The organism is Hyphomonas sp. CY54-11-8 (assembly GCF_000682735.1).
Lineage (GTDB): Bacteria > Pseudomonadota > Alphaproteobacteria > Caulobacterales > Hyphomonadaceae > Hyphomonas.
The window spans coordinates 22,645-42,721 of record NZ_AWFD01000037.1 but is presented as its reverse complement, the minus strand read 5'-3'; the positions used below and the strand labels follow the sequence as shown (position 1 = coordinate 42,721).

At 62.2% G+C, this 20,077-nt stretch carries 22 protein-coding genes; 10 read left to right on the top strand and 12 right to left on the bottom strand.

The genetic code is table 11. The features are described from left to right. Positions 1 to 5 precede the first annotated feature (5 nt). Positions 6 to 986, bottom strand: coding sequence for a malate dehydrogenase (locus tag HY17_RS17290; RefSeq protein ID WP_034768983.1), 981 nt, complete (start codon positions 984 to 986; stop codon positions 6 to 8). Between the two features lie 210 nt (positions 987 to 1,196). On the opposite strand from HY17_RS17290, the gene pdxH reads away from it, so the two are divergent. Then, positions 1,197 to 1,868, top strand: a complete 672-nt coding sequence (gene pdxH, locus HY17_RS17285) for a pyridoxamine 5'-phosphate oxidase (RefSeq protein WP_034768981.1) — start codon at positions 1,197 to 1,199, stop codon at positions 1,866 to 1,868. Here the strand turns inward: pdxH and HY17_RS17280 are convergent. Then, entirely contained in the window at positions 1,859 to 2,290 is a 432-nt protein-coding gene (locus tag HY17_RS17280) for a DUF1330 domain-containing protein (protein ID WP_034768979.1), read from the bottom strand. The genes pdxH and HY17_RS17280 overlap by 10 nt on opposite strands. After that, entirely contained in the window at positions 2,290 to 2,742 is a 453-nt protein-coding gene (locus tag HY17_RS17275) for a glyoxalase superfamily protein (protein WP_034769249.1), read from the bottom strand. The genes HY17_RS17280 and HY17_RS17275 overlap by 1 nt, the downstream gene beginning before the upstream one ends. A gap of 285 nt (positions 2,743 to 3,027) precedes the next feature. On the opposite strand from HY17_RS17275, the gene HY17_RS17270 reads away from it, so the two are divergent. Continuing rightward, positions 3,028 to 3,405, top strand: coding sequence for a DUF4345 domain-containing protein (locus HY17_RS17270; RefSeq protein ID WP_034768978.1), 378 nt, complete (start codon positions 3,028 to 3,030; stop codon positions 3,403 to 3,405). Here the strand turns inward: HY17_RS17270 and HY17_RS17265 are convergent. Then, the gene (locus HY17_RS17265; protein WP_034768977.1) at positions 3,402 to 4,340 is read right to left on the bottom strand and encodes a glycerophosphodiester phosphodiesterase family protein; all 939 of its coding nucleotides are present in this window, start codon (positions 4,338 to 4,340) and stop codon (positions 3,402 to 3,404) included. The genes HY17_RS17270 and HY17_RS17265 overlap by 4 nt on opposite strands. Before the next feature lie 100 nt (positions 4,341 to 4,440). On the opposite strand from HY17_RS17265, the gene HY17_RS17260 reads away from it, so the two are divergent. Together HY17_RS17260 and HY17_RS17255 are read left to right on the top strand one after the other, a co-directional pair. Continuing rightward, a complete protein-coding gene (locus tag HY17_RS17260) occupies positions 4,441 to 6,066 on the top strand; it encodes a long-chain-fatty-acid--CoA ligase (RefSeq protein WP_034768976.1) in 1,626 nt (541 codons plus the stop codon). Between the two features lie 5 nt (positions 6,067 to 6,071). Further along, the gene (locus HY17_RS17255) at positions 6,072 to 6,845 is read left to right on the top strand and encodes an SDR family NAD(P)-dependent oxidoreductase (RefSeq protein ID WP_034768975.1); all 774 of its coding nucleotides are present in this window, start codon (positions 6,072 to 6,074) and stop codon (positions 6,843 to 6,845) included. 31 nt (positions 6,846 to 6,876) lie between these two features. Here HY17_RS17255 and HY17_RS19715 read toward each other — a convergent pair whose 3' ends face one another. Next, entirely contained in the window at positions 6,877 to 7,293 is a 417-nt protein-coding gene (locus HY17_RS19715; protein WP_065383368.1) for a cytochrome c, read from the bottom strand. A 110-nt stretch (positions 7,294 to 7,403) separates the two neighbouring features. After that, positions 7,404 to 7,760 carry a hypothetical protein gene (locus HY17_RS17245; RefSeq protein WP_034768973.1) on the bottom strand — a complete coding sequence of 119 codons (357 nt, stop codon included), beginning with the start codon at positions 7,758 to 7,760 and terminating at the stop codon, positions 7,404 to 7,406. Between the two features lie 286 nt (positions 7,761 to 8,046). On the opposite strand from HY17_RS17245, the gene HY17_RS17240 reads away from it, so the two are divergent. Continuing rightward, positions 8,047 to 8,913: a DUF1499 domain-containing protein gene (locus HY17_RS17240; protein ID WP_051600264.1), complete on the top strand. Its 867-nt coding sequence runs from the start codon at positions 8,047 to 8,049 to the stop codon at positions 8,911 to 8,913. Here HY17_RS17240 and HY17_RS17235 read toward each other — a convergent pair. The 3 genes from HY17_RS17235 to HY17_RS17225 all read right to left on the bottom strand — a co-directional run bounded on the left by HY17_RS17235 (position 8,910) and on the right by HY17_RS17225 (position 12,056). Continuing rightward, positions 8,910 to 9,767 carry an alpha/beta fold hydrolase gene (locus HY17_RS17235; RefSeq protein WP_051600263.1) on the bottom strand — a complete coding sequence of 286 codons (858 nt, stop codon included), beginning with the start codon at positions 9,765 to 9,767 and terminating at the stop codon, positions 8,910 to 8,912. The two genes, HY17_RS17240 and HY17_RS17235, sit on opposite strands and share 4 nt — an antisense overlap. Positions 9,768 to 9,865: 98 nt before the next feature. After that, complete coding sequence (locus HY17_RS17230; RefSeq protein ID WP_034768971.1) at positions 9,866 to 11,074, bottom strand: potassium/proton antiporter; 1,209 nt, start codon at positions 11,072 to 11,074, stop codon at positions 9,866 to 9,868. Between the two features lie 160 nt (positions 11,075 to 11,234). Next, positions 11,235 to 12,056 carry a LysR family transcriptional regulator gene (locus tag HY17_RS17225; RefSeq protein WP_034768969.1) on the bottom strand — a complete coding sequence of 274 codons (822 nt, stop codon included), beginning with the start codon at positions 12,054 to 12,056 and terminating at the stop codon, positions 11,235 to 11,237. A gap of 95 nt (positions 12,057 to 12,151) precedes the next feature. Between HY17_RS17225 and HY17_RS17220 the strand changes: the two genes are divergently transcribed. Continuing rightward, positions 12,152 to 12,559: a hypothetical protein gene (locus tag HY17_RS17220; RefSeq protein WP_051600295.1), complete on the top strand. Its 408-nt coding sequence runs from the start codon at positions 12,152 to 12,154 to the stop codon at positions 12,557 to 12,559. Here the strand turns inward: HY17_RS17220 and HY17_RS17215 are convergent. Continuing rightward, the gene (locus HY17_RS17215) at positions 12,556 to 13,467 is read right to left on the bottom strand and encodes an ABC transporter permease subunit (protein ID WP_034768968.1); all 912 of its coding nucleotides are present in this window, start codon (positions 13,465 to 13,467) and stop codon (positions 12,556 to 12,558) included. The two genes, HY17_RS17220 and HY17_RS17215, sit on opposite strands and share 4 nt — an antisense overlap. Then, on the bottom strand, positions 13,467 to 14,438 hold the full coding sequence (locus HY17_RS17210) for an ABC transporter permease (RefSeq protein WP_233348858.1): 972 nt from the start codon (positions 14,436 to 14,438) through the stop codon (positions 13,467 to 13,469). Before HY17_RS17210 ends, HY17_RS17215 begins: the two co-directional genes overlap by 1 nt. Positions 14,439 to 14,570: 132 nt before the next feature. On the opposite strand from HY17_RS17210, the gene HY17_RS17205 reads away from it, so the two are divergent. The 3 genes from HY17_RS17205 (at position 14,571) to HY17_RS17195 (ending at position 17,001) form a co-directional block, all read left to right on the top strand. Next, complete coding sequence (locus HY17_RS17205; protein ID WP_034768966.1) at positions 14,571 to 14,981, top strand: TIGR01244 family sulfur transferase; 411 nt, start codon at positions 14,571 to 14,573, stop codon at positions 14,979 to 14,981. A gap of 134 nt (positions 14,982 to 15,115) precedes the next feature. Beyond that, complete coding sequence (locus tag HY17_RS17200; protein ID WP_034768964.1) at positions 15,116 to 16,054, top strand: hypothetical protein; 939 nt, start codon at positions 15,116 to 15,118, stop codon at positions 16,052 to 16,054. A gap of 35 nt (positions 16,055 to 16,089) precedes the next feature. Continuing rightward, positions 16,090 to 17,001, top strand: a complete 912-nt coding sequence (locus tag HY17_RS17195; protein WP_034768962.1) for an MBL fold metallo-hydrolase — start codon at positions 16,090 to 16,092, stop codon at positions 16,999 to 17,001. Positions 17,002 to 17,007: 6 nt separating this feature from the next. On the opposite strand, the gene HY17_RS17190 is transcribed toward HY17_RS17195, so the two are convergent. Next, positions 17,008 to 19,395: a transketolase gene (locus tag HY17_RS17190; protein ID WP_034768960.1), complete on the bottom strand. Its 2,388-nt coding sequence runs from the start codon at positions 19,393 to 19,395 to the stop codon at positions 17,008 to 17,010. A gap of 175 nt (positions 19,396 to 19,570) precedes the next feature. Between HY17_RS17190 and HY17_RS17185 the strand changes: the two genes are divergently transcribed. Continuing rightward, positions 19,571 to 20,074, top strand: a complete 504-nt coding sequence (locus tag HY17_RS17185; protein ID WP_051600262.1) for an Lrp/AsnC family transcriptional regulator — start codon at positions 19,571 to 19,573, stop codon at positions 20,072 to 20,074. Positions 20,075 to 20,077 lie beyond the last annotated feature (3 nt).

Here is a 20,077-nt window from a genome sequence, read left to right as displayed (position 1 = left end):
AGCGCTTAGCTGAACAGGTGCTCGACGGCGGCGCGTTCTTCACGCAGTTCGGCGTCGGTGGCGTCCATCTTGGCGCGCGAGAAGTCGTTGATCTCGAGGCCCTGCACGATCTCGTACTTGCCGTCCTTGCAGGTGCATGGATAGCCGTAGATCACGCCCGGTGCGATGCCGTAGGAACCGTCCGACGGGATGCCCATGGACACCCATTCGCCTTCCGGCGTGCCGAGCGCCCAGCTGCGCATATGGTCGATGGCGGCCGAGGCAGCCGAAGCGGCAGAGGAGGCTCCGCGCGCCTTGATGATGGCCGCACCGCGCTGCTGCACGTCAGGGATGAAGGTGTCCTGGTACCAGGCATCGTCGACCATCGGCTTGGCGGCTGCGCCTTTGACGGTGGCGTGGTGGATGTCCGGATACTGGGTGGCCGAGTGGTTGCCCCAGATCACGATGTTCTTGATGTCGGTGTTGTGCGTGCCGGTCTTCTCGGCCAGCTGGCTCATCGCGCGGTTATGGTCGAGGCGGACCATGGCTGTGAAGCACTTCGGATCGAGGTCCGGTGCGTTCTGCTGGGCGATGAGGGCGTTGGTGTTGGCCGGGTTGCCGACGACGAGCACTTTTACATCGCGCGAGGCGTGGTCGTTGATCGCCTTGCCCTGCGGGCCGAAGATGCCGCCGTTTGCGGACAGGAGGTCCTTGCGCTCCATGCCTTGCTTGCGCGGCATGGCGCCGACGAGGAGGCAGAAGTCCGCGTCCTTGAAGGCAACGTTCGGATCGTCGGTGGCGACGATATTGTTCAGCAGCGGGAAGGCGCAGTCTTTCAGCTCCATGATCACGCCTTCAAGCGCGCCGAGGGCCGGGGTGATTTCGAGCAGCTGCAGGTCGACCGGCTGGTCCGGTCCAAGCATGTCGCCGGCGGCGATGCGGAAGAGGAGGGCGTAGCCGATCTGGCCAGCGGCACCAGTGACGGCAACTTTGACAGGCTGTTTCACAGGGAGGGTCCTTCTTGCAGAGCTGAATTCTGTGGCCTCCACATGGCGAATTTGTCGCCGGAGGGCAAGCCGTGCTGCGCGGATGCCGCAGATGACCAGTCTACCTGCCGCCCTTATACGTAGGTGTCACAGTGGGCATTCCGCCCCTGATGGCCTATATCGGCAGCAGATTCAGACCGTAAAAGGCCGCCACAAAGGGACATTCCCGTCATGACCAGTACCACCGACAAGGCCGTTATTCCCCCAAGCCCGAGCGCTTCAGACTATGCCACGGACCCGACGGGCAAGCCGCTGATCCCCAACGTGACGGATCCGTTCGCCCTGTTCAATGACTGGATGGCCGAAGCCCGCGCCAAGGAATTGAACGATTCCAACGCGATGTCGCTGGCTACGGTGGACGCTGATGGCATGCCGGATGTGCGGGTCGTACTGCTGAAGGAAGTGACGCCAGCCGGCTTCGTCTTCTTCACCAATCTTGAAAGCGCCAAGGGCCAGCAGCTGAAGGCGAACCCGGTGGCAGCGCTCGGCTTCCACTGGAAGAGCCTCCGTCGCCAGGTCCGCATCCGCGGCACGGTCGAACGGGTCACCGACGCCGAGGCGGATGAGTACTTTGCTACCCGCGCGGCGCAGAGCCGGATCAGCGCCATCGCATCCGACCAATCGCGCCCGTTGCCGGATCGCTCCGTTTTCGAACAGCGCATTGCTGAGCTGTCCGAAATCTATGGTGACGGGCCGGATATTCCGCGCCCGAAATTCTGGGGCGGCTTCCGCCTGACGCCTGTCGAGATCGAGTTCTGGCAGGATCAGGCCTTCCGCTCGCACGACCGGCTACGGTTCGCGCGGAAGGGTGATGCCTGGGAGACCGGTCGGCTTTATCCGTAATTCGCGGATGTCGGCAGTTCAGCGAGAGGCAGAAGTCGTGAATCTTCGACGGCTGCTGTGCGGTGGCCGAGGATTTTCATATAGTCCGGGTCCTGCTCGAAGCCGAAGAAAGTCTCCATGTCCTTCTGGCGTACCAGAAGGGCAAGGTCCCAGCGTTCGTCTTCCGGGCCGATCAGCCAGCTGCCGCCTTCCGCCAGAAAGTCCAGCCGTCCGCCGCTTTTCTGAAGATAGGGCAGCGTATGCTCGATATAGAGTTCATACGCCGCCCGGCCGCTGATCGGACTTTCCGGCACAAGGTCCGGAAAGTCCGAATAGTCGGCGACTGTCCGCAAGCGGATCAGGTTCAGCATGATGACAGTCCCGGTCAGGCCCCGCATCACGAAGCGCCGGCCGAGTTCCTGCGTCGGAGCAAGATAGGCCATCAGACCAGTCCGATCGAAGTGCGTTCCACAACGAGGTGCGGCACGCCATCGCTGGTTTTCGAGAACGAAACGCCTGCGGAGGAAACCGTCGCGGTGACCCGTTTGCGGAAGGCCGAGAAGCTTTCGAACTCGACCACATCCACCGGGTCATCGAATTCCAGCGTCACTTCAAACGCCGAGCCGCCAGCCATTTCGCGAACCGCAAGAACGCGGCCATCAAACGCCTGCTTCAGGTAGCGCCCAGCCACCTGGTCGCCGACCTGCAACACAACTTCGGGCATGTTCGACAGGCGGGCCGAGGCCGTATTCCAGTCGCGATAGCCGAGTTCTTTCGCGACGCATTCCAGTGCCTCGGAATGAGAGATGGGCGTTCCGGCCGCTGCCAGTTCTGCCCGCAATTCACGCGCACGGGCTTTCGCCTGGTCGCGATTTGAGATCGATAGATAAGACATCGGAATCATCCTTGTCCGGGCAGTCACTTATCAGCGGGGCTCGCCTTGCCGCGGGACTGCCGGCTGGACCGGTGTTCCGTCTTTACGCGTCGCGACACTTTCGCGCCGGGGGATCTTCACCGTAAGACATTTGTCTCGCGAGCGGCGGGCGTCCCAGAGCCCGGAGCGTCACATAATCCTTTCGGGTCGCAACGTCAATCATTGCCATGTCCGGCGGGTCCGGGCTAGGAATTGGCAGTCGGCATGGCAATTTATGACCGGGCCGTCTTAACTCAGGGGGTATCCATGAAACGTGGCCTGCAGGTCTTTCTCGGCGTCTTTTCCATCATTCCGGTCGTGTTCGCCATTCTCGGCTTCGTGCACGGGGCAGGGCGCCTGTCGCCCGAAGGCGTCACCATCGATCTCGACAATCAGTACCGGTACTTTTCCGGCATGTACCTTGTGGTCGCTTTCCTGCTCTGGTCAATCATCCCGGCCATTGAGAAACATGGCCGCACGCTGTTCCTGATCAGCGCGGCGATCTTCATTGGCGGCCTTGGACGCGTCGTCTCCTACATGACGATGGGCGCGCCCTCTCAGGACCTGATGGTTGGCATGGGCATCGAACTGGTCGTGCCGGTGCTCTTCGTGGTCTGGCAGCGCGCGGTCGCTGCGAAGGCCTAGCGCCCACAGGCCTCCCGGCCGACATCGTCGGCGGTGATCAGGTCAGCCACGCGATAGGGCTCGTCCGTGGCGAGCAGGACGAGCCCGTCGGCGGCAAGTGCGTCGTATTCGCTGGCATCGCCATCGGCGAGATAGACGTCATCCAGCCGTTCGCCCGGCCGGCCAAGCGTGCCGAAAGCCGGCTCGACGCCAACCTTCATCAGCCTTTCCCAGGCATAGGGTTTCGGCGCGTCGACACCGGTCCAGCCGATCAGGCGGGTGCGGTCGATGCCGCGGCCTTCCAGCTTCGCCACATCCCGGTCGCCATAGGCGGAGGCGGTCATCATCAAGCCCGGGTCGATCGCGGCGACTTCGGCGGCCTGGTCGTCATTATAGGTGATGAAGATCACATTCTCTACGGCATCTGCGGCTTTCACGGCGGTAGCGATGTTGCGGAAGCTCGTGGTCGGCTTCTTGTCCAGTTCCAGCACGGCGCCGGTCTGTTTTGCCCAGAGCAGCGCGTCGGTGAATTTCGGCGGATGGAAGCCGGTGCGGCGGCCGTCATTGTCTTCCAGCTCCAGTCCGCTCATCGTCTCCCAGTCGGTGTCGGAGACATAGCCGGAGCCGGTCGTGGTGCGGTTCAGCCGGTCGTCATGCATCAGCGTCAGCACGCCATCGCGGGTCTCTGCGATGTCGATCTCGAACACGCGGATGCCCTTGTCGAATCCGTGCTGGAAGGTTTCGATCGCATTCTCGGGGAAGCCTGCGTCTGGCCCGCCGCGATGGGCGGCAATAGCCATCCCCTTATTCTTGCGCAGGCAGTCAAAATATTCCGGCAAAGGAAGCGCAGTGGAGGAAATATTTGCGGTCTCTCCGCCGGCTTGCTGAGGGCCTGTCTGAGCTGCGCCGCAGGCCGTCAGGGCCAGCGACATCACGGAAAATGCAAAAGTTTTCATGGTGCGACCCTCAATTCCTTGCCTCGCGTCATCCGCGCGCATACACACACTTCCGCTAGAGCACAATGACGCCACGTAAGGCGCAAATGGAGGACATGGCATGAAAGGCCTGATGCAGGACTGGCAGCTCACGACGAACAAAATTCTCGAGCATGCCAAACGGGTCAATCCGACCCGTGAGATCGTCACGCGCCGCGTGGAAGGGCACATCGAGCGCATCACTTATGGCGACCTGTTCGACATGTCGAAGCAAGTGTCGACCGCGCTGAAGGATGAAGGCATCGGCCTCGGCGACCGCGTCGCCACGCTTGGCTGGAACTCCGAACGCCACATGGCGTCCTGGTATGGCGCGATGGGCATCGGCGCTGTGCTGCACACGGTGAACCCGCGCCTCCACCCGGAGCAGATCGCCTGGATCATCAATCACGCCGAAGACAAGGTGCTGATCTTCGACAAGACCTTCCTGCCCGTCGTCGAGGCCATCAAGGACACGATCCCGACGGTGAAGTCGTTCGTCATCTATGCCGGCGCCGACACGATGCCGGAAAACACGCTGGGCGCCGTGCCGTTCGACATCTGGATTGACGGCCGCTCCACCAATGTGCGCTGGGGTGACTTCCCGGAAGATACAGCCTGCGGCCTCTGCTACACATCCGGCACGACGGGCGACCCGAAAGGCGTGCTCTACTCGCACCGCTCCAACGTGCTCCACACGATGATCACCATGCAGCGCGATGCCATCGGCATGGGCGCGAACGATGTCGTTCTGCCGGTGGTGCCGATGTTCCACGCCAATGCCTGGGGCCTGACCTTCAGCTGCCCGGCGACGGGCGCGAACATGGTGATGCCCGGCGCGCAGATGGACGGCGCCTCGATCTATGAGCTGCTCGACACCGAAAAAGTGACCATCACCGCTGCCGTGCCGACCGTCTGGCTGATGCTGCTGACGCATCTCCAGCAGAACGACCTGAAACTGCCGCACCTGAAAAAGGTGATCATCGGCGGTTCGGCCGTGCCGGAGAAGATCCTGCGCGCCTTCGAGGAAGACTATGAAGTCGACGTCGTCCACGCCTGGGGCATGACGGAAACCTCGCCGCTCGGCACGCTGGGCACGCTGCCGCCGCACATGGTGGATGCCGACATCGACACCCGCATGAAGCAGAAGCTGAAGCAAGGCCGCCCGCCTTTCGGCGTGGAGCTGAAGATCGAGGACGATGAAGGCAACGAACTCGCCTGGGACGGCCAGACCTCCGGCCGCCTCCTGGTGCGCGGCGCTGCCATTGCGGGCGCCTACTTCAAAGGTGCCGGCGGCAATGTGCTGGACGAAGACGGCTATTTCGATACCGGCGACGTCGCCAATATGGACGAATACGGCACGATGCAGATCACCGACCGCGCCAAGGATGTCATCAAGTCCGGCGGTGAGTGGATCTCCTCCATCGACATCGAGAACATCGCTGTCGGCCATCCGAAAGTTGCCAACGCAGCTGCCATCGGCATCTATCACCCGAAATGGGACGAGCGTCCGCTTCTGATCATCCAGCCGGTCGAAGGTGAAAATCCGACCAAGGAGGAAATCTTCGCGGCGCTGGAGGGCAAGATCGCCAAATGGTGGACCCCGGATGATATCGCCTTTGTCGACGACATTCCGCTGGGCGCCACGGGCAAGATCAACAAGCTGGCCCTGCGCAAGACGTTTGAAGACTACAAGCTGCCGACGGCGTAAGCGTCATGGATCTCGGCCTGACAGATAAGGTGGTCTTTGTCGCCGGCGCGAGCCGCGGCATTGGCCTTGGGATTGTCGAGGCCTTGCTGGCCGAAGGCGCAAAGGTCGCCATGGCGGCGCGCGGGGAGGAGGCGCTGGAAGCCCAGCGCGCCCGCCTCGCGGCCCAATATGGTGAGCACAAGGTCTGGGCCCGGGCAGGGGATCTGCGCGACAGCCGCACCATCGACGAGATGGTCGAGGCGATCGAGCATGAGTTCGATCCGCTCTGGGGCTCTGTCGCCAATGTCGGCCTGCATCCGTGCCCGCCTGGCTATGAGGTGGACGACGAGACCTGGACGGCCGGTCTTCAGCAGAACCTCGACAGCGCCTTCCGCCTCGCTCGCTCAAGCCTCCGGAAGATGGAGCCGCGCGGAGAGGGCTCGATCCTGATGCTCTCGTCCATTGCGGGCCTTGGTGCGCTCGGTACGCCGGTCACTTATGGCACGTCGAAGGCGGCGATGAACCATCTCGCCAAGGAGCTGGCCCGCGTGGCGGGGCCTTCGGGCGTCCGCGTGAATGCGATTGCGCCGGGCAACATCATCTTCCCAGGCGGGGACTGGGAAGAGCGCTCCACTGGCCCGCGCGGCGATGCGTGGAACCGCTGGATCCGCCGTGAAGTGCCATTGCAGCGTTTCGGGCGTCCGGACGAGATCGGCTCTGCCGCCGCTTATTTGCTGAGCCCGCTGGCGAGCTTCATCACCGGCGCCATCCTGCCGGTGGATGGCGGTCAGACGAAGTAGGGAATGGCGAAATAGGGTTTGGTAAAGGCGGTCAGCCCTCGTCGGTCACGTGGATCGACGGGTCCGGCTCCTGAATGCTCATCAGGTAGCTCAGCAAGAGGTCGGTGCTTTTCGGGCCGAACTGGAATTGCGGCATGTCCGGATGGCCGACTTTCAGGCCGTCGCGGAAATCCTCGGCCAGCGCATCGCCGTCATAATCGGCGAGGATATAGCGCAGCGCCGGGGCGTCGGTGCGGCGTGGATCTTCCTTGTCGATGCCGTGGCAATCGGCGCATTGGGACGAGGCGATCTGGCGGCCGAGCTCGACCTCCTCGGCGACGGGCAGGCCGGTCAGGCCCAGATTCTCCTCTGCCGTCACCTCGGCGATTTCCGCTTCATACGGCGAGGTTTGCACGCAGCCCATCAGGGGCAGGGACAGCGGAACAAGTGCATAGATCAGGCGGCGCATGGCGCTCTCCTTTACCGGACAAGAACCCATGATCGCGCGATGCGACGCCGAACGCAATTCGTGAATGTTACGGATATCACCCGGCTGTGGTTCCAGCCAGGTGAAGCCGGTCAACCGTCTGCAGGCTCAGGCTCCTGAATGCTCTTCAAGTAAGTCAGCAGCACGTCGGCGCCGAGCGGGCCGAAATGGAATTGCGGCATGTCCGGGTGGCCGACCTTCAGGCCTTCCTCGAAATTGTCGTGCAGCGTGTCGGCATCGTAATTGTTGAGCACATGGCGCAGGGCCGGCGTGTCGGCGCGCAGCGCGTCCTGCTGGTCGAGGCCGTGGCAGTTGGCGCAGACGGCAGAGGCAACCCCGCGGCCCTCGTCGATCTGCTGGGACAGCGGTGCCTTCTGGGATTCGCGGATTTCCATCGCTTCGCACCCGGCGAGTGCAAGCGGAATGAGAATGATACTCAGTTTACGCATTATGATACCTCCCGTTAAATATGGCCTCAGTGTCTCAGAGAAACGCCCTTCCGGCAATTGAGAAGGTTTACGGCCCGGCGGAAAGGCCGGACTTCCTGCGCCAGTCCCTCATCGCCTCTCCCCGACACGAGCCGGGCCACTCAGAAATCAGGAGAATTGCCCGAGCGCGACCGGCGCTTGTGGGCGAAGGTGCTGGAACGCAACTCACGCAGTTTTGATCCAATTAGGGCGACAAGGCCGTATAGGCGCTGTATGCCTCGGCAGACCAACAGGGAGAGGGAAGCCCATGTCAGATATTTCGCAGAATGGCGGCTGGCGCGGCCGGTTTTCGGCTTTTGCGCTTGCTTTCGCGATATTCGGAGTCTTGTGGTTCTTCATCGCCGCGGGCGGCACAAAGCTCGGCCTCTGGGACTGGCGGACTGGCTTTGGGACGCTGACCATGGGCTGGGGCCCGAAAATCGTCATGGCGGCGCTCGCGGTCTCCATGATCGCCATCATCGTTTCGCTGGTCATGGCGCCGCGCAAACGGCCCTTCATCCTGGCGCTGGCAGCCCTGCTTGTGTCCGGTCTCTCCATGGGACGCCTGTTTGCTGCTGGCGAGAACGCCAAGCGCTTGCCGCCGCTGCACGACATCCAGACCGACTGGACAAAACCAATCATGCCGACCCCGGCGCTGCTCTCGGCCCGGGCCTCGACAGGCGCCTATAACGAAATCGAGGAAGCCCCCGTCATTTCCGACGGTGCCAAAGGCAACTGGCCGGGCATGGAAGGGCGCCTTGTCTCCGAAGTGCAGGAACAGGCCGAGTTCGACCCTGACACTCAGAAAAAAGAAGTCGCGGCGCCTTACCCGCAGCTGGAGACGGTGATCCTGCCGGCCGTACCGTTCGACATGGCCTATCAGGCTGCGCTGGAAACAGTGAACGACCGGGGCTGGACCATTGTCACGGCAGAGCCTGAAGAGGGCCGGATCGAAGCCACCGACACGACCTTCTGGTTCGAGTTCAAGGACGACGTGATGATCCGCGTGATGCCGGAAGGCGAAGGCGGCTCGCGCGTGGATGTCCGCTCTGTCAGCCGCGTCGGCCTGTCGGATCTCGGCGCCAACGCCAAGCGTGTGAAACTGTTCCTCGAAGATTTCGAAGCGCGGCTCTAGCGCCCTTCATTCAGGAAGGCGATGATCGCCTCCGGCAGCGCCGGGTCACCCACGGCGGATACGTGGGTGCCGGTGACCTGCTGGTATCGTGCGCCGGAGATGATCTGTGCCAGCGCTTCGCCGGATCCATTGTCCGTATCCTGATCGCCTGTGACCACCAGGACGGGCAGGTCGAATGTCTCCAGCAGGTCCCGCCCGGTATAGACCCGGGACGACAGCGCGCCGAGATAGCCTTCCAGCGTGCCGCCGGTGGCTTTCGCCCGCGCGAGGATGGCTTTTGCACCGGGTGTATCTTCTCCGCGCATCGCGGACTCTATGGCCGCCCGGAAGCCGTCATTGCGGCTTGAATTTCTCTCATCAGCGACGGAGTCCCCAACACCGCCCAGGACAAGCCGGTTGCTGGATCTTGTCAGGAGCTCATAGCGCAGCGCGCTGATCGCACCCATGGAATAGCCGACCACGGCATAGGGTGCGGCGCCGAGGTGTTTCATCAGCGCGATCTGGTCGCGGGCGATGGCATCACGCGGCCAGCTGGCGGGATCGTCCGGCACCGGCGAGGCGCCATGGCCGCGCATGTCCGGCGCGATGACGCGATAGCCTGCGTCCGCAATCTTCTGCGCAATGCCCGGCCGGACCCAGTTCGTGTCCGCATTCGCCGTGAAGCCGTGCAGCAACAGGACGACCGGCCCGTCGCCAAGCTCAAGATAGGAGATGGTGGTGCCGTCAAACGACTGGAAGGCATGGGTCTTGGGGGCTGTCATCTCGGTCTCCACTGGCGGGGAGGCGCATGCGGCTGGCTGGGCTGTCAGCGCAAGGCTGAGCATGACAGCGCTGATGGCTGTTTTCCGGCGCATGGATTGTCCTCCCGTTACGGGGAGTGTGCCGGGCCTTCACAGGTCAGGCAAGAGGCCGGCGGAGCCGTCACGGGCTTCTCCACGGAAGCCCGGATGGGCTAGGTCTTTGCGGGCTGGGGCTCCGCTGTATCGCCGAGCTTCAGCCAGCGCGCCGCCTGGGAAATCGTCCAGCCCTGTGTAATGAGAGACACCGTGACGATGACGAAGACGATGTTGAAGAAGCCGACGGTCACCGGCCCGGGTGCGATGACGGGATAGATCGCCAGCAGTACCGGCACCGCTCCGCGCAGGCCCACCCAGCTGAGGAACAAATTTTCCTTCAGCGAAAAGCCCATCCAGCTCACGCTGGCGAACACGGCCAGCGGGCGGGCGATCAGCATGAGCACTCCGGCGCAGGCAATCGCCGGCCAGAAATCCTTGAGCAGCGCGCTCGGTGTCACCAGCAGGCCGAGCATCAGGAACAGCACCATCTGGCATAGCCACTGGAAGGCCTCGTTGAAATCCTCGATCCGGTCGATGGGACGGCGCAGATAGGCCTTCAGCATAAACCCGGCGAGGTAGACCGCCAGGAATCCACTGCCCCCCAGAAGGGTGGTGCCCGCATAGATGGTCAGCGCGCCGGACAGGGTCATCGCCGGATAGGTGCCCATTGGCAGGCTCAATCGGTCTGTCAGCCAGGCGAGGAGCCGTCCGCCGCCAAGCCCTGCCACAAGTCCGATCCCGGCCTGCTGGGCGAGGAAGAGGGCAAAACCGGCAAGGTCCGTTGCCGTGCCTGCAGGCTGGGCTGCGACCAGCATGGTGAGCGAGACGGTGAGGAAAATGGCCATCGGGTCGTTGATCCCGGACTCCAGCATCAGCGTGTCCCGCAGTTTCCGGCGCAGGTTCACGCCGCTTTGCTGCACCAGAAGGAAGGTCGCCGCGGCATCTGTCGAGGCAACGGCGGCGCCCAGCAGCAGGCCCTGCAGCCAGGGCAGGTTCAGGATGAAGATGGCGGCAATTCCTGTCACGGCGCCCGTGATCAGTACACCGAGCGTAGCCAGGCTGATGGCGGGAATGCCCGCCGTGCGGAAGACCGAACGCTCGGCCTCCAGTCCGCCGGCAAACAGGATGACCGCGAGCGCCACACTGCCCAGATCAAAGGCCAGACCGAAATTGCTGAACTGTATTCCGCCCGGGCCATCTTCCCCAAGCAGCATGCCGATGACCAAGGCCAGGAGCAGGAACGGCGCACCCGCCCGGCGCGCCAGCGGCATCATGGCAAAGCTGGTAAAGACGACCAGGCTGCAAAGGAACAGAAATAGAGCCAACCGGGCCGCCTCTCTCGGATTTCGGGATACTGGAGAGATGGGACACCCACAGGAAAAATCCAATCCCGTCAGGGGTGTTTCAGGTCAGTATGTGCCCGGCAGAACACAAAATTCTGCAGCTGAGGGCGCTTTCGGGGCCAGCGCTTCGCGTCCGGCGTTATCAGGTCGCCGGACGGGTCAGTGTCAGCTCCTGAGCCAGTCCTTTGGCGAAGGCTGTCTTGCGATGCGAGATGCCGACCTTGCGTGTGCCTGTTTCCACGTCGCGCAGGGGCAAAACCGTGATGTCGTCACGCCCGTCTCCATGCGAGCGGGGCACAAACGCGATGCCGAGCCCGGCCGCCACCAGCTCCAGCAATTGGCTGTCATTCATGGCCTGCGCGACAGGAGATGCGAGGGACGGGACGAGCTGCATATGATCCGCATTCGGGCAATAGGGCCGGTGGATCAGCGGATACTCCTGCAGATCGGCCAGATGCAACCCGGACAGGGAGGCGAGTGGGTGGAAACGCGCAACAGCAACGCAGAAGGGTTCTTCCGTCAGGGGGATGAACGCATGATTTCCCGGAACGCAGGCTTCGGACAAATAGGCGATATCGCTGTCTTCTGCGGTTTCGGTGAAGCTGAAGGTCAACGTCGCGGATTTGCGGCGGACGCGGCTCAGGTCTGGCGCGATCCCGTGAACCAGAACATCAGGCGCGCAATGAAAGCGGACGGTCTGCTGCGGCAGGTCGCGCAGGCGGTCTTCCAATGTCGAGAGATGGGTGACGCTCTGCTCGGCATCGGAATAGAGCCGGCGTGCCAGCGCCGTCGGCGTCAGGCCGGATTTCGACCGCTGAAACAAAGGGGCGCTCAGCGTTTCTTCCAGTTTCTGGATCGCCGCGGACACGGTCGGCTGGCTGACGCCGTTTGCGCGGGCGGCCTGGCTGAAGGTGCCGGTCTCGAAGGCACTGGTGAAGTAGCGCAGTGTGGTCAGATCAATCATAGGCAATAACTATGTCAAACATATATAGAATAGCAATAGCCTAGACTTCTGCGCGGTCGCATATGGAAGGCATCACAGCGAAAGGAGCTTTGATCATGCAACCGACCCTTACCAAAACAGCAGAGACGACCATTGGGCAGGTACTTTCCAGGTTCGCTGCCGGCGATCCGTCACTCTTCGAACTGATTGCGGACGACGTCGATTTCCGCATCGACCACTTCCGCGACGAAGCGGATACGAGCTGGCAGCTGGCAAATTCCCGTGAAGCCCTGATGGGTGTGATGGTCCAACTCAGCCAGGACGTCTTTCCAAAAGGCACTGAAGCGCTGGGAATTGATGTCTTCGCTTTGGGAGATGGCTGGCATCTGACACGCTTCAATCAGCGCTTCTTTTACGGTGAAAGACAGCGCGATGTGACCAGCGTTACGTTCATTATCTCACATGAGACAGACGGCATGTTGGATTTCTTCCGTGAGACCGTGACAAATATTGTGAACGTCTAACGGTCCTTCGGGTCCAGCGCGTCGCGCAGGCCGTCGCCGATGAAGTTCAGGCAGAGCAGGGTGACGGCCATCGTTCCGGCCGGGGCGAGCAGCATCCAGGGCTTCTCTTCCATCCGCGCCGCGCCATCGGAAATCAGCACGCCGAGCGAGGTCAGCGGCTCATTCACGCCGAGGCCGAGGAAGGAGAGGAAGCTCTCTGCCAGGATCACGACCGGGATGGTCAGGGTCACGTAAACGGCCACAGGGCCGATCACGTTGGGCAGGATGTGGCGCAGGATGATCGCGCGGCGGCTGACACCGGCGGCGCGGGCGGCCTCGATGAACTCCTTGCCTTTGATGGCGAGGGTCTGGCCGCGAACGATCCGTGCCATGGTCAGCCATTCAATCGCGCCGATGGCGGCGAAGATCAGGAAGATGTTCCGCTCGAACACGGTCAGCAGCAGGATGACGAAGAAGATGAAGGGCAGGGCGTAGAGCACGTCCACGATGCGCATCATGAAATTGTCGACCCGGCCGCCGAGATAACCGGCGGTGGCGCCCCAGGTGACGCCGATGACGAGGCTGACCGCGGTCGCGACAACACCGACCATGAGCGAGATGCGCAGGCCGATCATCAGGCGGGCCATCAGGTCGCGTCCCTGCAGGTCCGTGCCGAGGATGTGCATATTCTCGAAAGTCGGGGCAATCGCGCGTGCGCCCGAGATCGCGCGATAGTCGTGTACCCAGACCATCGGGCCGATGATTGCGATGACAACCAGCACGCCCAGCACCCACATGGAGGCCACAGCGGCCTTGTTGTGGAAGAGGCGCGCGCGGGCGTCATCCCAGAGGGAGCGGCCGCCGGCGATGGCCTGGTTCACAGGTTCCACGCGGCCGGTGGGATCGAGAAGCTGGTCAGCCTGGCTCATCAGTCGTACTTCACTTTCGGATCGAGCACCGCGTAGAGGATGTCGGCGACGAGGTTCAGGATCACGATCAGGCCGGCGTAAACGATGATCGCGCCCATCACGAGCGTATAGTCACGGTTCAGCGCGCCATTGACGAAGTAGGAGCCGAGCCCCGGCAGGCCGAACACTTTCTCGATCACGACCGAACCGGTCATGACCCGCGCCATGGCCGGGCCGGCATAGGAGATCAGAGGCAGCAGCGCGGCAGGCAGCGCATGGCGGGCGATCACCTGGCGCTCTGACAGGCCCTTGGAGCGGGCGGTGCGGATATGGTTGGAGCGCATCGTCTCGATGATCGAGGCGCGCATCAGGCGGGAGATGATGGCAATCTGCGGCAGGGCCAGCGTGATGACCGGCAGGGTCATGTTGTGCCAGCTCATGCCGATATTGGGGTAAGTGCCGAGGCCGCCCACGGCAAATATGCCGGCACCAAGCGCGAAAATAAGGATCAGGATCGGCCCGGTCACAAAGGTCGGAATGGATATTCCGAACATTGCGAGGCCCATGACGCCATAATCTGCCGAGGAGTTTTGCCTGAGCCCCGCAAATACGCCCAGCAATGTGCCAAGTGTTATGCCCAGGATCATTGCCAGGGAGCCGATAGCCAGGGAAATGGGCAGGCCGTCGGCGATCAGGTCATTCACGCTCTTGCCGAGCGTCTTGTAGGAGGGGCCGAAATCGCCCTGAAGGACGCCGCCGACATAGTCGAAATATTGCTCATGCAGAGGCTTGTCGAAGCCGAATTTGGCGGCGATGGCCTTCTCGGTGGCCGCTGGGAGCTTGCGTTCCCCGTCAAATGGCCCGCCAGGCGCCGCACGCATCATCAGGAAGGCCATGGTGATGATGGCCAGCATGGTGGGAATGGCGATCAGCAGGCGGCGGGCGGTGTAGCCCCACGGGATCCGGCTGAGGGCGCGCTGCAGGGTGGACAAGGGCAAATTTCCGTCGTTGTTGCAGGGCCATAGCGAAAAGGTGTTCCGCCAAAACCTTGGCAGAACGGATATCCTTCCTTAGCTAGGTATCCGAATCGATCAAGACCGTCTCAACAGACAGGACCCTCCCAAATGGCTGATATTCGCCGCGTTACAGACGCATTCGCCGTTGCTCCGCAAATTTCCGAAAAAGACGTTGAGGAAATCGCTGCAGCCGGTTTCAAGACCATCATTGCCAACCGGCCGGACGGGGAAGGCGGCATCGAACAGCCGCGCATGGGGCCGATCCGGGCGAAGGCTGAAGCGCTTGGGCTGACCTTCGTCGCGCTGCCGTTTTCTGGCGCTCCGACGCCTGAAATCGTCGAGCGCATGGGCGGAATCCTCAATGAGGCCCCTCAGCCTGTACTGGCTTATTGCCGCACCGGAACGCGCTGCATCACGGCCTGGGCGCTGACCCATGCGGGTCAGGGCACCGGGCAGGAAATCGTCGACGCTGCTGCAGGTGCGGGCTACGATCTTTCCAGTATCGAATCACTGCTCTAAGGGCAGTTCCGTATGGCCGGTGATCACAAATGCGCCGCATTAAGTGTGTTGTCAGTGAGCTGGCGGCGTGCGAGGCAGGAAACCGGCCGCGAACCGTGCTTAAGTGTACTGTTCGCCAGTCAGGAGAGTACGGAATGACAGACCGGTTGTGGCTGACCGATTTCAAGTACGATGACGGCGCGATGCTGGTGAAGAAAACCGGTGCCCGCATTCCGCTCACCTTGTCGCTGATCAACGACGTCTTCACTTGGCTGGCATTCTACGGAGCGGCACAATCCTGGCGCATCTGGCGCCGGATCGAGGGCCACAAGCGCCCGACCATCGCTTTCTACCCGGACAAGCCACGCCCCTGGTACTTTATCTGGCCAGTGATGCACGTTTCCGGTGCGAAGCTGATCGACGATGTCACCAGGGCCGACATTGTCATGCAGTTCGACGATTGTACCGAAACGAACAACAAGCTGCCGGACGTCAAGGAAGGCGCACGCCTCGTCAATTTCGAATGCCATGACGTGTCCAAGTCAAAGGTCGGCGTCGCCTTCGAAAAGGCCGCGGGCTATTCGCTCGCAGTTGATCCGACGACTTACACGGGCCGGATGGTGGAAAAATCCGAACTGAACGCCGCCCATGACGGGCGGGTTCTGGAGGGGCCGCTGGACGAGGCGGTGCCCGGCAAGTGTTATCAGGTCCTCGTCGACAACGAGATTGAAGGTGGCCTGGTGGAAGACCTCCGCTGCTGCCTCGTGAACGGGTCTCCGGTCGTTGTCTTCCGCAAGCGCAGGCCGCTGGAACGGCGTTTTGCAAACGAGAATGCAGAGGTGCTGCTCGACGAACCTCGCAATTGTTACACGGCGGATGAAATCACCGTGATCGAACGCTTTGCGAAGGAAATGGGACTGGACTGGGGCGGCATTGATTGTCTACGTGATCGCAACAGCGGACGACTCTATATCGTCGATGCGAACAAGACCGACATGGGCCCGCCGGTTGCCTTGAAGCTTGGTTCCAAGCTGAGAGCGACCCGTCGTATGGCGCAGGCCTTCGGTACACGGTTCGCACCGAAGCGGCGATAGGATATGTCTGCAGGCTGAATATCGAGAGACTGCACATGGCCATCCCTTATATCAAGGATATCGAATTCGAATACGGCGTCGTCCAGCAGATGACCCCGCTGATCCGCCGCGTGATCGCGAACAATCCCGGCCCGTTCACCTATGTCGGTACCGGGGTCTACATTATCGGCCATGGTGAAGTGGCCGTGCTCGATCCGGGGCCGGAGCAGCCAGAGCATTTCGAAGCCCTGAAAAAGGCGCTGGAAGGCGAAAAGGTTACCCATGTGCTGGTCAGCCATGGCCACTCCGATCATTCGCCGCTGGCGCAGCCGCTGGCCGAATGGGCAGGCTGCAAGACCTATGCGAAGAATTGCGGTGTGCCGACGGCCAAGGGCGAGCTGGGCAGTGCAGACGATCTCGGCTTCATGCCGGATGTGAAGGTTGGCGACGGCGATGTCATCTCAGGCCCTGGCTGGACGCTGGATGTCATCGAAACGCCCGGTCACACCTGCAACCATCTCTGCTTCGGCCTGCGCGAAGAGAATGCCTGCCTGTCGGGCGACCATATCATGGGCTGGTCCACCACAGTCGTCGCGCCGCCGGACGGCGACATGGGTGACTATATGCGCAGCCTTGAGAAGATCCGTGGGATGAAGTTCGACTCGCTCTACCCGACGCATGGCGACCCGGTGAAGGGCAAGGATTTCGTCGAACACTTCATCACCGAATATGCCGAGCACCGCCGCGAGCGTGAACGTGCGATCCTGCACCATCTTTCCGAAGGGGAGAACCTCATCCCCGAAATGGTGAAAGAGATGTACAAGGACGTCGACAAGCGTCTCCATCCGGCGGCGGCCATGTCGGTGCTGGGCCACATGATCGAGCTGGTGAAAACCGGCCGCGTGAGCACACCGGACGAAAAGCCGACCGTGCGTTCCCACTTCGAGCTGGTGCGTTCTGCGGCCTGATCCTGCCTAACGCACGCTGAGACCGATCCGTCTTCCTGCCGAAAGATAATTTGCGGCGGCCACGATGGAATCCGCATCAATCATGAAGTGCCGGTAGAGATCGTCGATCGTGCCGGTCTGCCCGAAATGTTCGACGCCCAGCGGCGCGGTGCGGTGACCCATCACAGACCCGATCCAGGCAAGTGTCGCGGGGTGGCCATCGGTCACGGTGATCAGCGTCGCGTCGCGTGGAACGTCCGCCATCAGACGTTCGATCTGGCTCGTCGCCTCCCGGTGGCCGCGGGCACGCGCCCGGCGCGCCGCCGTCCAGCCGGAGTTCAATCGGTCGGCTGAGGTGATCGCCAGCACGCCGATATCGCGCCGGTCGTTTCCGATGCGGCCTGCGGCCTCAATGGCTTCCGGGGCAACACAGCCCTGATAGGCGATGACGACTTCGCAATTTGGTCCCGGTTCGCGCAGCCAGTAAGCGCCGTCAACGACGCCCTGGCGGAAGGCCTGATCGTCCCGCGCCTTGAGGTCCAGCTGTTCCAGCGGGCGCGTGGTGAGGCGGAGATAGACCGAGCCGCCGGTTTCGTCGCGCAGCCAGGTGCGTTCGTCCGGGTCGTTCTCGCCGCTGCGCTGGAGATAGTCGAAACTCCAGTCCATGATGATGGAGAGCTCGTCGAGATAAGCCGGTTCGAAGCTGACAAGGCCGTCCTGGCTCATGCCGATCAGTTGCGCGCCGATGGACTGGTGCGCGCCGCCCTCCGGCGCCAGCGTCACACCCGACGGCGTGCCCGCGATGATGAAGCGCGCGTCCTGGTAGCAGGCATAATTCAGCGCATCGAGGCCGCGTGCCACGAACGGATCGTAGACCGTGCCGATGGGGATGAGGCGTTCACCGAACAGTGAATGGGACAGGCCCGCCGCGCCGAGCAGCAGGAACAGGTTCATCTCGGCAATACCGAGCTCGATATGCTGGCCTGCGGGGGAGAACTGCCATTTCTGCGTGGAGGGGATGCGCTGCTGGCGGAACGTGTCTTCCTTTTCCGTCCGGGCAAAGAGGGAGCGCCGGTTCACCCATGGGCCGAGATTGGTCGAGGAAGTGACGTCCGGAGAGGTCGTCAGAATGCGGTCTGCAATCTGGCTTTCACCCTTGGCCAGCGTGTCGAGGATCTTGCCGAACCCTGCCTGTGTGGAGAGTGTCCGGTCATCCAGGAAGATGGGCCCTGGGCTTTCCACTTTGGGCGCGGTGAAGCGGCGCGGGCCCGCCTCGAAGAAGGGGACGCGGCCGAGGAAAGTCTCCAGCGCGTCCTTGTCTTTGACGGTGGCCAGCTTCTCCCATTCCTCGCCTTCCGGCACGCCCATGTGGCTCTGGAAGTCCGCCATCTGGGCCGGGTTCATCAGGCCTGCATGATTGTCCTTGTGGCCTGCCAGCGGCGTGCCCCAGCCTTTGATCGTGTAGGCGAGGAAGACGGTCGGGCGGTCGTCGGTGACACTGTCGAACGCCCCGGTCAGCGTTTCGAGGCACTGGCCGCCGAGATTGTTCATCAGGGCGTTCAGCTCCTCGTCACTGCGCTTCGAAAGTAGGGCGGAGACGTCGCCCTGATCGCCAAGGTCGTCCATCAGGCGTTTGCGCCAAGCCGCGCCGCCCTGATAGGTCAGCGCGGAGTAGTCCGCATTCGGACAGGACTGGATCCAGGCCTTCAGCGCTTCGCCGCCGGGCTCCTCGAAGGCGGCCCGCTGCAAGGCGCCGTGACGCAGCACAACGACGCGCCAGCCGAAAGCCTCGAAGATCGACTCGATCTTTTCCCAGAGGCCTTCATGCACTACGCCATCGAGGCTCTGGCGGTTATAGTCGATGATCCACCAGGTGTTGCGCAGCTCATGCTTCCAGCCTTCCTGAAGGCACTCATAGACATTGCCTTCGTCCAGCTCCGCATCGCCGACGAGGGCCACCATCCGGCCGAGCGGGCGCTCGTCCGCCCAGTCCTTCGCGGCGAGATAATCCTGCACGATGGAGGCGAAGGCCGTCTCGGCCACGCCAAGGCCGACGGAGCCGGTGGAGAAGTCCACATCGTCCACGTCCTTCGTGCGGCTGGGATAGGACTGCGCGCCGCCATAGCCGCGGAAGCTCTTCAGCTTGTCCAGCGTCTGGTTGCCCATGATGTACTGCATTGCGTGGAAGACAGGCGAGGCGTGCGGCTTCACCGCCACGCGGTCTTCCGGGCGCAGCGTGTGGAAATAGAGCGCGGTCATGATCGAAACCATCGACGCGCAGGAGGCCTGGTGCCCGCCCACTTTCACATCGCCTTCGCCCTTGGGGCGCAGGTGATTGGCATTGTGCACCATCCAGGCTGAAAGCCAGAGCAGGCGTTGCTCGAGGGTTTTCAGATGATCCAGCTCGTTCGGCATGTCCGTTTCCCTTTACCACATAACCGCCCATTGGACGCGGCGGGTGTTCTGTCGTGTCCGGGCCATTGTGCTTGGGAAGATTACCATCTGTGCCGTAGGAAATCCCACTAATTCACATTGCCTTTTGGTCGTCTGGCTATGTATTTACCTATGAATATTTATTTCTGAGGTTAAAATGACTGCTCTGGATAAAATTGACATCAGAATTCTCGATTCCCTGACGGAGCAGGGCCGGATCAGTATTTCCGATCTGTCTTCCGCGGTCGGCCTGTCGCAGACGCCGACGGTGAACCGTATTCGCAAACTGGAAGAGATGGGTGTGATCCAGGGTTACCAGGCGCACTTGTCAGAGGCGCTGCTGGGCGGCGCCTTCTCGGTCTTCACCTGGGTGTCTCTGGTCGATCAGAAGCGCGAGACTCTGTCCGTCTTCGAGAAGACGATGGAGGAATCGCCTGAAGTCATGGATTGCTATCTCATGACGGGAGACGACGATTATCTGCTTCGCATCGCCGTGGACGGGCTGGACGAGTTCGAGCGCTTCCTGACTGAGCGGCTGGCCGGCCTGTCGGAAGTGCGCAGCATCAAGTCCAGCTTCGCCCTGCGCCCTGTGGTGCAGAAGCGCCGCCCGCCGGAACTCTCCCGGCAGGTGCAGGCAAATCAGACCCAGGCGCGGAAGTGAGAT